The organism is Alteromonas sp. ABV4_150 (assembly GCF_056311745.1).
Map to the genome: position 1 here is coordinate 295,058 of NZ_CM149971.1, position 15,965 is coordinate 311,022.

Below are 15,965 nucleotides of genomic sequence, written 5' to 3' on the forward strand. Positions count from 1 at the left end.
TCCTTTTCCTCAACTATTTCTCGTGATTTAACGCGAAGGTAGCGCTGTTTTGTATACTTCAAACGTCATGTCGCTTACATCGCTGCCCGCATCTTGAATTTTGCTGTTCGTATAGTAAAGCTCATCATTATGTATACTAAAGGTATCAGCCCAGTTCACTACATCGCCTTTTACAAGTGTGCGAAGATCAAGACTAGGTGTAAGATACTGCACTTCTTGCTTTTCTAAGTCAGCTAAATAGACGTTGCCATCGTGATAAATCATGCCATCTGGCGCACCTGTTGTAGCGACTTTTCGCACTTTTTTAGCCAGTACCTCATTCGATGCTTTCTTTATATCAGAGGTATTAATGGCATACAGTGAATACCCCGACAAAGCATGAAAATATAATGTGTCGTTCAATGTATCTAAGGCGATGCCATCTGATTGAACGGTCATGTTGAGGGGTTTACCTTGAATGCTTAACGACTCTACCTCAGCTTTTGTGGTTTCGTGATTATCTAAAATGCGATAGCTGGTATTGTCATCGAGGTTATAAACCACTAAACCCGCGTGTGCCGAATCAGTCATGTATATACGATTCGTGTTCTCGTCTACGCGTAAATCGTTAATGTAGGAATCAGGGTGATATGCATCTTCACTGAGGATCAAAGTTGCTTCGATTTCGTTTGAACCTAAGTCAACGACAAACAAACGAGGCGCATCAACTACCCCACTAAACTTAGGGTTTCGAGTATCTAAAACATACAGCTTGTCTTTGTGGGCAACCACTGACTGCACGGCCAAAAAGCAATTCTTTCTCATCTCGCTGTGCGCTACACACTCGTTTGTTTCAGTATTGGGGTAGGCAACAAACTCTCCGTTATCGGTAACCTGAGCCACAGAAAATCTTACACCGTCTCGCCAATTGGGCGCGTTCACGAATACTCGCCCATCGTTACTTACCGTTACACCAGTAATTTGTGTACCTTTAATGTCACCGACCAATTCAACTTGAGAACCCTGTGCTTCGTTTGCTGCTGCACTTACAGAAAAAACTGCCGCCATGACAGTGGCAGTTAACGTGCGCTTAACTTGCTTTATATGCATATCCTTTACCCTTTAAGTCTTTTCTTTAAACATAGTCACTCGCTTACCGTACACGTTCAAGTGTGCGCTTTGGCATGCATATCAGAAAACGAGTAAGAAGCATTTGATAACAAAGCATACGGTTTAAATACCTTAGCAGAGCACAATTCGACGACGAGTGAAGACAATTCAGCGAATTACGTTCAGTGAGCAGAAGGCTGTAGCTTATCGTCAACCCGCTAAGTGTTAATTCAGATCTAAAATAGGGTATTCTGTCGTTAAAGTTAGAAATAGTTAAACTTTTCTGCTGACGGAGCATGCTTTTAACAGCAGTATTTTAGAGAGGATTTATTATGCGAAGTAGCACTTCAACAGAATGTCAAAGAGGCTTTTGGAAACAGAAGTATGGTATTAAGCCAGCCTTATTGTCGTTGTTAAGTTTAGCGTTAGTTGTTGGGTGCGCCAGCAAACCTCAAGTCAGCGTAGATGACACGCAAAACTTTGCAGACATTAAAACGTTTTATATTCAAGCGCCACTAAACCCTATTAACGAAACTCTCGCAAACCATTTGTCTTCAACCATAACTGAGCGTTTGATTACAAAAGGCTTAACGCCAACAACAGAGAACGATGCCGATGTGTCAGTAGGTTACCTTCCTTCTACGACCACAAAAGAAGATGGAACCACGTTAAATTTAGGATTGGGTACAGGAACCTTTGGACGCTCTGGTGGCATTTCTCTCGGCAGTATATTTAGCATACCTGTGGGCGAGCAAACCTCTTTCCAACAAGGCCTTCAAATAGATATAGTAAAAGATGGGAAATTTATTTATAGCGCATCGGGTAGCGTTGAACTTGAGTCTAAAGACAGTATTAGTATTCAAAACAAGCTTGATGAACTGGTGACAAGCTTGCTTGAACAGTATCCAGCAAGAGTTGCTCAGAACTAGCGAAACAGGTTTATCAAAGTTGAGCCCCTCCTGTTCTTTCTAAAACAAGTGCTGAGAACACTATAACGTTTGTAAAAAAAAGCGCCGTACAGGCGCTTTTAGTTTGTTAAACATGGTCTAAATTAGCTGTGCTTACGCTGCTTTTTGCCACGTTTCTTTTTCATATTATCGAACTTTTCAAGCTGCTCATCGGTTAAGATATCCGCTACTTTCATACGAAGTTCAGCACGCTTAAGAAAACGCGCTTTTACTTTTTCCGCTTTTTGCTCTGCAATCGCATTTACCTTTTCTTGATAGTTCGCGTCGTCTGGGTTTAGGCCCGCTAGTGCATTCATTTTTCTGCGCTTACCTTCTTCACCCATTTCGGCTCTTTTAGCCTGACGCTCAGCTTTAAGCTCCTCTTTCAATGTTTCAAACTGCACTATTTGCTCGTCAGTTAGATCAAGTACTCTTTCCATTTTATGCAAAGGTAAGAAATCTCCACCTCTACGTTCATCTGAATTCTTACCGCCTGCGTAAGCAGCGGTTGCGATACATGCACTTAATAAAACACCGGTAATTAATTTTTTCATCTTAATCTTCCTACTTGTTTTGCCATGTTTATGCATGACGTTAAAAAATAATGTTGTTTCATCAACGGAATTAAGTATGCGTGAATCAATCGATAAGTAGGGTTAAGCTAGTGTAAAGTTCGGTAAAGTTGAAAAACACTGCAGTTAATAGGGGTAATATTCGGGGCATGGAAAATGAAAAAATAAACGTTTTACTCGTCGACGATGACAAAGACTTGTGCGCCTTACTTAAAGAATTTCTAGAAGGGGACGGCTTTCGTGTTGATGCTATTCACAGTGGTGATGAAGCAATAAAAACACTACTCAACACCGATCAGTACGACACCGTAGTGCTAGATATTATGATGCCTGGTATGTCGGGCCTTGACGTGTTGAAATCAGTAAGAGCCGAAAAGCAAACCCCAATTCTAATGCTAACAGGTCGTGGCGATGACATAGACCGAATTGTGGGTCTTGAGTTAGGTGCTGATGATTACCTTCCTAAGCCTTGTAACCCAAGAGAACTTGGCGCCCGTATCCGCGCTATCATCCGAAGAACTCAGTACTTGAAAACAATGCCTGCCGCCTCGCCAAGCGAGCTACACGGTATTCATTTAGATACCGGCGCACGCCAAGCCACCGTTAATGGGAAATCCGTAGCGTTAACGGGGGCTGAGTTCAACGCACTTAGCTACCTAATGGAGCGTGTAGGGCAAACCATATCCAAACAGGAAATGACGCAAGAGGTATTGAAACGTCCATTGGAAGCCTATGATAGAGCAATGGATGTTCACGTTAGCCGAATTCGCCAGAAGCTTCTCAGCTGCAGGGGTTACTAACGTTATTCAATCTGTCCGCGGTGTTGGCTATCAAATGCTGACCGTACCTCAGAAATCAGAATAGAAGATATAGGTCATGATAAGTAGCATTAAATGGTCGGACATAAAAGCTAACTTAGGGTTTAAGCGCCTGTTCTGGCGAATTTTTGTTGCTTTTTGGATAGCCAGTTTAGCGGTGATGGCGGCAACTGGCTACGTTTTGATCAACGAATACACTTCAAGCAACTATACCAAACGTTTTTTTGACGATGCGACCAATCAGGCAGAAAGGATTGTATGGCGATACGAGCATGAAACGTTTACAAATGGCAGGGCGAGAAACGAGATTAAAGAGTGGGTCAAACGAAGAAACGGACGAGAAAAACAGCTGACCCCCATGTTAATAACCTCGGTAGATGGCGATACAATTTATCACTACCGCATGAATAAAACGCCTGACGACCAACGGGTCACACGTGAAATCTATGGCCCTTCAAACACGCAATACATCGTTCAGTTTAAACAACCGCAAACGCCGCGAATCTACAAACAAGTATTAAGCCGCTTTCAGTCAGTGCAGTTTGTGTTTATATTTTTAGCCTCGGCATTAGTAAGTGCCCTACTTAGTTGGAGCATTGTAAAACCGATTAAGTATTTAGGCGCCTTTAGTCGAAAATACGCGAACGACCAAACAGCGTTGCAGGTTCCCTCTCAGCTACTTTCTCGCGGCGACGAACTCAGTGATTTAGCAGCCGATATAAATTTCATGGTTCGTAAAACCGCTGATGCTATAGAGGCACAGAAAAGGTTATTGCACGACGTATCCCATGAATTGCGCGCGCCACTAGCTCGGCTTCAAACGTCAGCAGCAATCATCGAACAGCATCAACCAGATAACAAACACGTTCTGCAAATACATAGTGACTGCCACCGAATGGACCAACTCATTCAGCAAATTTTAAACTTCTCAACGCTGGAGCAAACACCGCAGGCAGCAGAACCATGTGATGTGATCGCATTATGCAATCGTGTTTTGGATGATATGGCTATTAACTATCCAGGTATTCCGACTTCACTAGACTTTGACAAGTCCCGTAAAAATATTGCCATAATAAACGGCTTTCCCGAAGCGCTGCACCAGGCGTTAGACAACATCGTAGGCAACGCGTGTAAGTACTCCGACAAAGGGCAACCAGTATCTGTAAGGGTTTCTTCGGATACTAATAATGTTGTCATCGTTGTTGAAGACAATGGCATGGGCGTTGATAACAATGAAATTGAAAAGTTGATGCAGCCATTTTACCGAGCAGGAAATCAGATGCATACCGAGGGCTTTGGACTGGGTTTAACCATAGCGCTAAAAGCAGTGGAAAAGCATGGCGGAACACTCACCATGCAAAGCCCGAAACAAGGCGGACTAAGGGTTGAAATTACAATACCTAAAGACGCGCCCGCTTGATTGTGAAGCGTATTTTAATGAAATGAGGCGCATAATAAGAGAGGGCTAAATTCATTTAAGAGATGTACAATTTCTTTTTGCACAAATTTACTGACATAACCAAGTAACTAGTTGCCAAAAATAGAGGAAGTCGACGCAAATTAGCGTTATGCTTGGCGGCATGAAAAAGTGCAGATTAACATAATGGCAACGCAGCAGCCGCTTTCCGTCCAGCAAAACCTTACCATTAGGTTATTGCGTGTATTAAGGTATAACAAAGCACGTATTGAACGTGCGCTTACACTTATGCCAGAAAATCACAAGCCACTTTTTCATGTGCTTCCATTTCTAGTTCACGTAAATCACGAGGCACTTCCGGGTTATATTGCCCCGCTATCGTCGGGCGAGACCGTTCCTTTTGGCATCAGTAACTACTCTTTTAGGCCTGATATCGAAAAGGCACTTTTACGATGTTTCCCCTCTGAGAGTTATCTTTTTTCTGATATCAAGCAGATCTGGCCGAGGCAACGGGCTATAGAATCACTCGTCCTAATGGGGAGTGTGGGCACGATTGCGCAAACTGATGACTCAGATTTCGATTTTTGGGTGTGCATTGAAGGTAATCGCTTTTCAGATACAGAGCTTTCCTTACTACAAGAAAAGCTTACGGCTATTGAAAAATGGGCGGACAACATCTTTGGCATTGAAGTGCACTTCTTTTTATCTGAGATAAATAAAGTAAAGGAAAATGACTTCGGTATTGCTGAAGGTGAAAGCGCAGGCTCTGCACAAGCACTGTTTTTAAAAGCCGAATTTTACAACACCAATATTGTAGTAGCGGGCAAAGCCCCTTTTTGGTGGCTTACACCAGAAAAAACCACAGAAAAACAATACCAGGCCATTTATAACAGTTTGGAAAAAGGCGGCTCACCTGATTTAGACTGGTTTATGGATTTAGGTCACTTAGAAAAACTCGATGCCAGCGAGCTGTTTGGTGCAGCCATTTGGCAGTTGGGGAAAGCAATGGATTCTCCATTCAAGTCGGTTTTAAAAATGGCAAAGCTTGAAGTCTACTTGGCCAACATTTCCCATGGGCAGCCGCTCTGTAACCTACTAAAAAAACACGTTCACCGGGGTGCTGAAGCGCCGGGTCGGGTCGCAGACATCGATCCATACTCATTAATGTTTGATGAACTTATTACCCACTATAAAGCCAACGGACAGCCCGAGGACATTGGGATACTGCAGCAATGCTTATATTTAAAATGCGCATGCCCCTTAAGCCAACCCCTTTTCGAGGGAGAAAAGCCAAACTTTAAACGCAAAATTTTAGCGTCCTATGCAAGACAGTGGGGATGGAGCCGAAAACAGATACTGCATCTAGACAATCAACAGGATTGGGCATTTAGTGAGCGTGTGCAGCTTAGTCGCCGTGTCCATAGTTTTCTTTTAAAGTGCTACCGACGCATTTCTAAGGAACTCAGCGACCACCAGCAAGTGATGGATGAAAAAGACATGACCGTCTTGGGCAGGCGCTTAAGTACCTATTACGCAAAAAAAGAAGATAAAATAGAATTTCTTCGGCGTGCCTTCGATGAAAGCCTTTATTGTGAAAAAATCACAATTGCCATGCGCCAGCTTAAAAACGGTGATGAGGTATGGTCTGCCTATGCCGGTGATTTGTTGAGTAAATCCGGCATCATTGATGAAGCACAAAAAATATCCCAAGCGCCTAGTGCGATTGCGCTAATGGTATGGTTGGTATCAAGTAAAATTATCGATACCAGCAGTAAGGTTTATTTAGACTATAACTATGGCGAAGTAAGTGAATTAGATCTTAACGATCTCTTAAAGCATTTGTGCAAGTATTTCCCGCCCGTTAAAGTATCGTCGCTACCCCGCAACGACCTGCTCGCGCCCGAGCGTATAACCGCAACCTTCGCTATTGTAAATTTCCCGACTCTACGTCAAAAAGCCACGGTTGAAGATGTAGCAGTTATATATAAAACGTCTTGGGGCGAAACCTTTTTAAAGTTCGGCAATGATGTTTTAGACACTTTATGGTACGACCTTCAGGAAGTGTCCCCTAAGCCAGAATGTTACGTAATGGTTCCAAGAGGAAACCAACAAGCGCGTATCTTAGGCGAATTTTTAGAGTCAAACGATCTTAACTTTAACGTCCTGTACTAAAAAGAACCACACGCCTCTTTTGCAACACGTCGCCGCACCCAAGCCGTTGCCTTAGTCTATTTATATCATTTTTTCAGGCACATACCTGCTCAAAGATACGAAAGCACTGAACGAATTCCTCTTCCCTTACAAAAAGGGTTTAAAAAATACACAAAAAGACTTGCGCTTTATAATTACAAGTGTAATCTAAACACATCGACTACAACTGTAATCATTGAATTAGATATTGTCACTATGAGTAAAATGTCAGACAAACCTGAAATTTCAAACGCCGAATTTGAAGTACTAGACGTACTGTGGGACGACCACCCCGCTACATCAAGTGAAGTGGTTTCACGGTTAAACGATAAGAAAGATTGGCATGAAAAAACCGTAAAAACACTATTGGGTCGCTTGGTAAAAAAGGAAGTATTAGGCTTTGAAAAACAGCAGCGCCAGTACCTTTATTACCCGCTTATTGCTCGCGAAGATTATACAAAGAAAGAGACGACAAGTTTTGTAAGTCGATTATTTAAAGGAAAAATCGCGCCTATGGTTGCAGGGTTTGCGAATCAAAACTCGCTGTCTAAACAAGATGTGAACGAGCTTAAAGCGCTTATAAAAGAGTGGGAAGAAAATAATGATTGATTGGATTATCGCTCAACAAGGCATTTTGTCACTGACGCTCATTTTACTCATTGTCTCTGAACACTTTTTTACATCTAGATTAGGTACCTCGTTAACGTATAAGCTATGGGCGCTGATACCAGGTTGCCTGATAGTTAACAACCTTCCACTGTCGATGGTTAGCATCCCATCAAATAGCTTTGCTCGCTATGTAGTCGGCGTTAAACCAACAGCGGACACTATTGCAATTGAAACCTGGTTTACTCTTTGGGCAGTAGGTGCAAGCATTATCACTGCCTATGTTTTAGTACATCATTTTGCAACATGGACTTCGATAGGGAAGCGACGCGCAATCCACACTAATGCCTACTATTCCAGTAAAGCAGCCACCCCTATGCTGTTTGGCTTCATCGCGCCCAAAGTGCTTATTCCCTTTTCATTTAAAAGCACGTTTTCACAGCAGCAACAGGCACTGGTATTGGAACATGAAGCCGTCCATCGCAAACATTGTGACCACCTGTGGAATACGCTAGCACTCGCTATTGCCATTCTATTTTGGTTTAACCCACTAGTTTGGCTTGCGCTTAAGTCTTTCAGAATAAACCAAGAACTGGCTTGTGATCATGCTGTACTAAAAAACAAGACAGAAAATGAAAAACTCACCTATGCAAAAGCACTTGTGCAGTGTGCCGAGCATTGTTCACGCACGATAAATTTGTACCCAACCTTTGGAGAAAAGACGACTATGATCAAACGTTTAAATGCTATAAAGCAACCTATGAGCAGCAATAAAGTACTGGCAGCGAGCGTACTTTCTGTTGCCGCATTACTAACTATTAATACCGCGTTGGCCAATGTGCCGCCACCACCGCCCAAAGCTGAAGTCAACATGGATAAATCGAAAGTTAATGAAGCATCCCCAGTTAAACGCGTTCCGCCAATCTACCCAGAAAAAGCAGCGACAAATGATTTGGAAGGCTTTGTCGTGCTGTCTTTTGATATAACTGAAACAGGCACAACAGATAATGTAAAAGTGGTTAAATCTCAGCCAGCTGGCGTGTTTGATAAAAGTGCTAAAGTGGCATTAAAACAGTGGGAATATAAACCACGCATTCAAGGTGGCAAAGGCGTCAGACAAACTGGGCTTCTCGTCCAATTAGACTATCAACTGGGCTCGCAACTTGATACAACGAATGCCGAAAAGAACGCCACTCCTGATGTAGAGCGTATAATTATTCCGCCTAAAACTAAGTAAATAAAGTCGAAAATCAGTCAGAATACTAAAAGGAGCGCACCGCTCCTTTTAGTGTTTTGTCTAATTGACTTAATTTTTCACTAATTCACATTTACCTAGTTAGCAATACTTGCATGCTAGCTGCTTGCTTCTTGCTACTTGCTATTTGCTACTTGCAAAACAACTAGCTGCCCAGCGGTTAAGTAAAAGTGTAAAGCACCTTTACATTTCACATGAAGAAAACACCGTTTTACTAAGGTAGAATGTAAGTAGTCACATACCTTAATACTTCTAATTTATGGAAGGTTTAGATAATCGATAGCTAATAACTACAATTATTTGCAATCGCTTAATGCCATTAGGGCTTTAACTTTTTGGCGTACAACAAGGAAACTTACTATGAACCGTTTAGCTTTAGCACCTGCTGTGCTTGCTCTTACCGTCTTTACAACAAACGCAAACGCCAATATAGACCAGCTTAAAGGCCTTTTAGGTGATAAGAAAGCTGACTCAACGGTTACTACCAGTAGCCTAACTGAAATGGCGACAAGTGCTGCGACTGGTATCGATTTATCCAGCCTGGTAGGCACAGTTTCTGACAATCTCAATGTATCTGAAGCCCAGTCAGAAGGCGGCATTGCCTCTATTATGAACTATGTTCAAGGTAACCTATCTAGTGGTGACTATGCGCAACTGGCAAACAGCATTCCTGGCATTGATGGCCTGCTTGAAAATGTACCTTCACTTAGCAGCGACACGGCTGCAAGTTCTAGTTCGTCACTAACAGGTTTGCTTAATAAAGCGTCTGAATATAGCTCTACACTTAAGTCGGTAAACGACCTAAAGCAACAGTTTGAAGCGCTAGGCCTATCAACCGATATGATTGCTAGCTTTGCCACGCAAATCAGCTCATACCTAAATGTTAATGCCGATGAAGAAACACAAGCGCTATTTAAATCTGGCCTAGATAATTTACTAGCGGCTCTGTAATCTATCGAAAGCGTATTGAGATGTGCTGCTTGGCAAAAACTAATACGCTTTAAATCTTTTTCGCAAGGTTGTATTTTTCTAATAGCAACCTTGCTCATCTTTTCATACTCAATTACGCAGCCTAATCGCCTATGCAAAATGCAACATCTTGGTTTTCAGCGAAACCAAAGTGGTTTCGAATTTCTACCTACCTTGTCCTTTCCTATCTTACCTATGCACTTCTATTAGGCGTAGTGACCCCTGCGGTGCTAGAGGCAAAGTTACCTAACCTAGTAAAAGAAAATACAGGTCGAAATGCCACGGTAAAAGATATTGCGATAAACCCTTTTCTATTGAAGGTAGGCATTACTAATTTCGTAATCTATCCAGAGTCTAAGCCATCATTAGCAAGTGATAAGGACGAGCAGAATAAAAATAGCAGTGAAAGCGATGCCAAAAATAACTCGTCAAATAATCGCTTTTTTAGTGTCGGTAGTTTATCGCTAGACATTGGTTTCTGGCAATCGTTGTTTACTTTCACACCTGCAATAGAGTCTTTAACTATCAATTCGCCATATGCAAAAGTGGCACGTTTAAATACCGATAACGATACTCAAACATTTAACTTTTCCGATATTCTCGCTCACCTTGAAAAGCGCAGTACAAATGAGAAAGATGAAGAGGAAGACGTATCTGACGGGCAGATCCCTAGAATAACACTAGGTCAATTTATACTAAGTAACGGCCATATAGTTTTAGAAGACGAAATTACCGATACCTTGCTTGATTACCCTGAATTGGACGTTGCACTTCAAGATCTAGATACGCATGCTGTAATTAGTGTTAGTGACAATAGCCAAGTTGCGTTTAATCAATACCAGTTTGATTTGCTTACCGCCGAGAAAGGCAAAATTTCGATTAAAGGTGAGTTCCAACTGTCTCCCTTTAAAGTTGCTACAGACGTTGTAATACGTGACGTGGCGCTTACACCGCTTTGGTCGCTATCGAAAGATTTGGTAGACGCGAAACTAGTAGACGGCACGGTTAACTTAAGCCTTCGAGCACAGGCTTTTGAAGAGGGAGATACGCTTCAGTTTCTACTGGAAGGCGGTGAGTTTGCCGTCAATAACCTGGTGTTTAACTCCACCGCGTCATCAAGCGCGCCCGACAGCGCTAGCACCTCAAAAGAGATCCTCGCCATCCCTGCATTTGCTATTCACGAGATAAACGTCAATGGTGCAGAGCAGCAGGTAAATATTGGCGACGTTGCGGTAGATGATGTCAGGGTGACGGGCTTATTTGACGAGAGCGGGCTAAACTTACAACGCCTGTTTACACCTAAAAGTCTGACCGCCTCTGCTACTCAAACAAGCACCAATGCAAGCACAAATTCGCCTGCACAAACTGGTGCGAAGTTAGATACAAAAGCACAAGCTAACATCCCATCATCGCAACTAGAGCAAGAGACGACATGGCAGGTTACCTTGCAAAAGTTTGCATTCAATAACGGTACTATTGATATGCTAGAGCGCCGTGTAAGTGATGGCACCTACTATAGAATAAGTCACTTCGATATTGAAAGCGGTGAAATAACCACTGATTTCACTAAGCCTATTTCTTATACCACAAGCTTACAAGTCTCTGCCGATACCCAGGCCTTTAGCAATACGTCAAAAGGTACCCTGACAAGTAGCGGAAGCCTAGTTATTGCAGAACAAACGGTTAAAGGCAAAGCAGTCATTGAACAACTAGCACTTAATCAGTTTCAGCAATATATCTCACCTTACGCCAACGTCACCCTCGAAAATGGGCTATTCAATCTAAATGTTGAATTTGACGCTGCAGTTGGTGATGAGGGAACTGAAACATTAAACGTTAAGGCAAATACGAATGTTGCTGACTTAAGTGTTTTAGATGATGCCAAAAAGCCGTTGTTGCAATGGCAATCTTTAATAGTGGACGATATTGATTTTAACCACGCTTTAAACCAGCTAACCGTAAACAATATTCAGTTACAATCTCCCTTCGCTCGACTCATTATTGACGAAGCCAAGCAAACCAATGTGAGCAAGCTAGTTGTTTCTTCAAAAGAAAACAACAATGAAGAGCAGCCCGCTAAGAGTGATATCGCTGGCGAACCTGGCAGCATGAGTTCAACAAATTCGATAACATCTGAAACTCGTGAAAAGACGTCTTCAAACGCTGGAGAGTTTGCTATTGTTGTGAATGCCATATCAATTGAGAACGGTAAAGCCTACTTTGCTGATCACTCATTAACACCGAAGTTCGCGTCGGCCATAGAAAGCCTAAATGGCAAAGTAACAGGCATAAACTCGCGTTCAGATACGCCGGCCAATGTGGATATCACTGGAAAAATAGATAACTATGCACCGGTAAAACTAGCGGGCACCGTTCACCCGTTAAAAAGTGACCTAGACCTAGATTTAAATTTCTCTGTAAAAGGCGCTGAACTTACTTCAGTTAACCCCTACTCTGGCACCTACATGGGCTATTACATTGACAAAGGCTTGTTGTCGCTAGCTGTGCAATACAAGCTCAAGGGGAAAGCGCTGGAAGGTAAGAATCATGTGGTTATCGACCAGCTAACATTAGGTAAAAAATCTAATTCTGATCAAGCGCTAAGTTTGCCACTAGGTCTGGCTATCGCGCTGTTAGAAGATAGCAACGGCGTTATAGATTTAGGTTTAGATGTATCTGGAGACGTAGACAGCCCAGATTTTAGCTTTGGCTCCATAATCCTTAATGCAATTGGCAATATCATCACCAAGGCGGTTACCGCGCCGTTTTCGCTACTAGCAAATCTGGTTGGCAGCGACGATGAGCTAGACAGTGTTGCGTTTACGTTTGGGGAACACAAGCTAAATGCTGAGGCTAAGGAAAAGCTGAACACCCTGGCCGAAGCTTTAAAGAAGCGCCCAGGGCTAAGAGTGAACATTGAAGGTACGGTAAATGCGGTATCAGATGCAAGTAAGCTGGCACAACGCCAGTTAAATACCACGCTGTTTGCAAAAAGTGGGCTTGTTGAACCATCTAGAATTTCAGGCAATGGGAGTGCGAACGAGAGTACTTCTGCCGATAGTGAGGTTGAAAATCCCAGCAACAGTGATAGCGCGCAAGATGAGTCATTAACTGGCAGCCGTATACCACTGGAAGGTCCACTAGCCGACGCCCTTTTGTCACATTATGTAGAGATGTTTACGCCAGACCTTGATCAAGAATATAAGAAGATGGTGGCTCAGTTATACCCTGAGTTAGTAAGTGAAGGTAAAGGTCAAAACAGTAATGATGACCTTATTGACGCGATTAACGAAGAGGACGTGCAAAGAGCGCTGATGATTGCCCGTTACAACACGCTTCGCAATAGTATCGACATTCCTGAAAGTGAGTTAATTGAACTTGCCGATTTGCGCAGTAAAGCGGTAAAAAGCTATTTAGCCAACGAAGGGGAAATTGAAGCAAGTCGTTTATTTTTGCTTAATACTCAGCATGACTTACATACTGAAGTTAGCGGTGTTGAGTTAACCTTGGAAGCGAACTAACGAAAAAAAGGGTAGCCGCTTTCGCTGGGCTACCCTTTTCCTGGAATACTTATTTGAAATTTCCAGCTAACCAAATGCTGAAAGCAAGAGCCTTGAGAACGTCTAGGCTACTTTTTCAAATGCGGTGCACAGGTTGCGGATACATTAGACGCATTAAAAATTTCTATCCAATAGCCGTCTGGGTCTTTGATAAATGCGATGCCTTTCATAGAACCATCATTAAGCCCTTTCTGAAAAGGAACGTCTAGTGATGCAAATCTAGCGCAGGCAGCCTCTGCATCAGGTACATGAAAACCAATGTGGCCAAAGCCCTTAGGCTCGGCATTACCGTTATGATAGCTAACGGTTTCTGGCGTATCGCCCCAATTATGGGTTAATTCAAGCATAGCTGGGCGACCAAAAGTTTGCTGAGTACGTTGCTCTTCATCGTCAGAAATGTCCGAAAAATCTTCACCTGCTGCCAAAAAATACAGGCTGAACTTCATTTCTTCAAAGTCTAGACGTTTAATGAGCGTCATCCCCATCACTCGCGTGTAAAAGTCTAGCGATCGCTTTGGGTCTGCAATGCGCAGCATAGTTTGGTTGAACACAAAGCCTTGTGTGGCAGCATCTTTTTCTTCATACAGGCCTTCGGCCTTATCGAAATGTCGGCTCATAATTTTTCCCTTTTACTCTATTGAAATAAATTTAGTTATTTTCCTTTTTAACTTCTCTTACAAAGTTAACTACTTTCGAGACAAATTCGTCGGTATCAAATACCGGATCGCCATGGCGCTTACCTTTAGCAAGAAATAACTCATTTGGCACGCCAAATTGGTCTAGGCGGCGACTTAACAATTCGCTTTGCGTAGCGGGTACTACACCATCATCAATTCCATGAAAAATAATAAAAGGCGGCGTTTCATTATCTATATAAGTGGTTGGCGAAGCTTCTCGCGCTAGGGCTTCGTTAACCAGTGGAGATTCACCCAAAAATTGAGCTTCTGCGGCATCAGGCGCGTCGTGATCCACTTTGCCGCTGTTGCCTCGCAAAGCCACAAGATCAGAAGGTCCAAAAAAATCAACCATACCAATTACACGGTAGCGCGGCTTTGCATTAAGAAATGGAGCGTCGTCATTGTTTGATGTGGTCAAGAGCGAGGCCAGATGCCCACCCGCTGAGCGCCCCATCATGATCACGTGATCAGCGCTTAGTTTAAGATTATCGCTATTATCAACTAAAAAATTTATCGCATCGTTTATGTCGTTGGGTGCTGCAGGATAAATAGCCTCACCGCTAAGACGATAATTTACTGCCGCAACCGCAACACCTTCATTGAGCAAAGAGGCGACTAAATTACCATTTTTGGACAGGGTTTCGTTTTTACTTCCTCTCATCCAAGCACCACCATGAACCCATACGGCGAGTGTGGGGGCAGTTCCTAAGGAAGTTGGCATGTATAGATCCAGCGCTAAATCTTTGCCATTAACCGTCTTGTAAACTATCGACTGGGGTTTAATGTCGTCTAAATTAGCGTATGGCGTTTCGGCCTTTTCACTCTCTGTTTCCCTTTTATCGCTTTTCGTCGTACCGCACCCTACTAGCATTAATGCTATGCCAAGAAGTGTAGCGAGCCCAAAAGTAAACCGCATAAATGAAAGCTCCATTCTATATTGATTGAAATCAGTAAGCCTAACAAGCTATCAAACACTGGCAAATGGAAGCCATCTAGCGGTGAACTTTATTCACCGCTTTTTAGCAGGTAGCTCGCCCCACACAGACGTATTAGTTTGCTTCTTGCCTTTCTGCGCTTCATTGTTAGCACTTTGGCTAACTGCGCGCTTAGCCTTTTTAGTTGCCGAAGACGTAACTCTTGGCTCATTAGTATGAGAGTTATTCCCGTTCGGATTTCCTTTTATGCGTTTTCTATCGTTTGTCCGATTTTTTTCTGACACTTTAGCGGCTGGCTTTTGAAGACCTGTTTGCGCACTGCGGCCGGTACCTGATGAATCAGGTCGATACTTTTTCACCATACCCTGCAGTAAGTTACGAACCACTTGATCACCCGCTGGTTTGTAATTGCGATGGTCTGGCTTTCTAAACAATGCAGAAAGTTCACTTTTGCTAATTCTAAAGCCAGCCAGTTGAAGTACTTCAATCATATCTTCATCTTTGTAACTCATTGCTATACGAATTTTGCGAAGTACTTCGTTATTACTTAATCGCTCTTTTGGCCCAAGCTCTTTGGGTGCTTGCCCTTCTTGTCGGCCTCGGTTCTTTATAATCAATCCATCAAGAAACAGCGCAATAATCTTATCACGACACGGCAAATAGCCAGCTTCGTCTTCTCGCTTCATTACGGCATGTAAATAGTCAATCTCCATATCGTAGTTAACTAATTTAAAAATACTTATTGCGGCGGTGTCGTTTATAGCTAATGCATAACGAAGGCGACGTAGAACATCGTTGTGAATCATGTAAGTGGGCCTGAAAGGTGGAGTAGCCAATAATTGGTATGGATTAAAGTGTAGCGCAAATCGCGCTTTTTTTAATTTTACACTACTTGGCCATTCGCATCTATCACGGGCTTTTATGTGAAAG

At 42.8% G+C, this 15,965-nt stretch carries 13 protein-coding genes; 8 read left to right on the plus strand and 5 right to left on the minus strand.

Going from position 1 to position 15,965, the window contains the following annotated elements; genetic code table 11:
• Positions 1-27 precede the first annotated feature (27 nt).
• Entirely contained in the window at positions 28-1,089 is a 1,062-nt protein-coding gene (locus ACYX4M_RS01310; RefSeq protein ID WP_476081563.1) for an L-dopachrome tautomerase-related protein, read from the minus strand.
• Positions 1,090-1,421: 332 nt separating this feature from the next.
• On the opposite strand from ACYX4M_RS01310, the gene ACYX4M_RS01315 reads away from it, so the two are divergent.
• Positions 1,422-2,018 carry a DUF4136 domain-containing protein gene (locus tag ACYX4M_RS01315; RefSeq protein WP_476081564.1) on the plus strand — a complete coding sequence of 199 codons (597 nt, stop codon included), beginning with the start codon at positions 1,422-1,424 and terminating at the stop codon, positions 2,016-2,018.
• A 122-nt stretch (positions 2,019-2,140) separates the two neighbouring features.
• Here the strand turns inward: ACYX4M_RS01315 and ACYX4M_RS01320 are convergent, their stop codons facing one another.
• Entirely contained in the window at positions 2,141-2,590 is a 450-nt protein-coding gene (locus ACYX4M_RS01320; RefSeq protein WP_476081565.1) for a Spy/CpxP family protein refolding chaperone, read from the minus strand.
• A gap of 167 nt (positions 2,591-2,757) precedes the next feature.
• On the opposite strand from ACYX4M_RS01320, the gene ACYX4M_RS01325 reads away from it, so the two are divergent.
• The 7 genes from ACYX4M_RS01325 to ACYX4M_RS01355 all read left to right on the plus strand — a co-directional run bounded on the left by ACYX4M_RS01325 (position 2,758) and on the right by ACYX4M_RS01355 (position 13,384).
• Positions 2,758-3,408, plus strand: coding sequence for a response regulator (locus ACYX4M_RS01325; protein ID WP_476081566.1), 651 nt, complete (start codon positions 2,758-2,760; stop codon positions 3,406-3,408).
• A gap of 76 nt (positions 3,409-3,484) precedes the next feature.
• Positions 3,485-4,846 (plus strand): HAMP domain-containing sensor histidine kinase, encoded by a 1,362-nt coding sequence (locus ACYX4M_RS01330; protein WP_476081567.1) that lies wholly within the window; start codon positions 3,485-3,487, stop codon positions 4,844-4,846.
• 183 nt (positions 4,847-5,029) lie between these two features.
• Positions 5,030-7,015, plus strand: coding sequence for a class I adenylate cyclase (locus ACYX4M_RS01335; protein WP_476081568.1), 1,986 nt, complete (start codon positions 5,030-5,032; stop codon positions 7,013-7,015).
• 234 nt (positions 7,016-7,249) lie between these two features.
• Positions 7,250-7,642, plus strand: a complete 393-nt coding sequence (locus ACYX4M_RS01340; RefSeq protein WP_474855215.1) for a BlaI/MecI/CopY family transcriptional regulator — start codon at positions 7,250-7,252, stop codon at positions 7,640-7,642.
• On the plus strand, positions 7,635-8,876 hold the full coding sequence (locus tag ACYX4M_RS01345) for a M56 family metallopeptidase (protein ID WP_476081569.1): 1,242 nt from the start codon (positions 7,635-7,637) through the stop codon (positions 8,874-8,876). The genes ACYX4M_RS01340 and ACYX4M_RS01345 overlap by 8 nt, the downstream gene beginning before the upstream one ends.
• Before the next feature lie 378 nt (positions 8,877-9,254).
• Positions 9,255-9,845 (plus strand): DUF2780 domain-containing protein, encoded by a 591-nt coding sequence (locus ACYX4M_RS01350; RefSeq protein WP_476081570.1) that lies wholly within the window; start codon positions 9,255-9,257, stop codon positions 9,843-9,845.
• A 131-nt stretch (positions 9,846-9,976) separates the two neighbouring features.
• Positions 9,977-13,384, plus strand: a complete 3,408-nt coding sequence (locus ACYX4M_RS01355; RefSeq protein ID WP_476081571.1) for a DUF748 domain-containing protein — start codon at positions 9,977-9,979, stop codon at positions 13,382-13,384.
• 107 nt (positions 13,385-13,491) lie between these two features.
• On the opposite strand, the gene gloA is transcribed toward ACYX4M_RS01355, so the two are convergent.
• The 3 genes from gloA to ACYX4M_RS01370 form a co-directional block, all read right to left on the minus strand.
• Positions 13,492-14,040 (minus strand): lactoylglutathione lyase, encoded by a 549-nt coding sequence (gene gloA, locus ACYX4M_RS01360; protein ID WP_474871197.1) that lies wholly within the window; start codon positions 14,038-14,040, stop codon positions 13,492-13,494.
• Positions 14,041-14,071: 31 nt separating this feature from the next.
• A complete protein-coding gene (locus ACYX4M_RS01365; protein ID WP_476081572.1) occupies positions 14,072-15,016 on the minus strand; it encodes an alpha/beta hydrolase fold domain-containing protein in 945 nt (314 codons plus the stop codon).
• Positions 15,017-15,109: 93 nt separating this feature from the next.
• Positions 15,110-15,841 (minus strand): YehS family protein, encoded by a 732-nt coding sequence (locus tag ACYX4M_RS01370; protein ID WP_476081573.1) that lies wholly within the window; start codon positions 15,839-15,841, stop codon positions 15,110-15,112.
• Positions 15,842-15,965 lie beyond the last annotated feature (124 nt).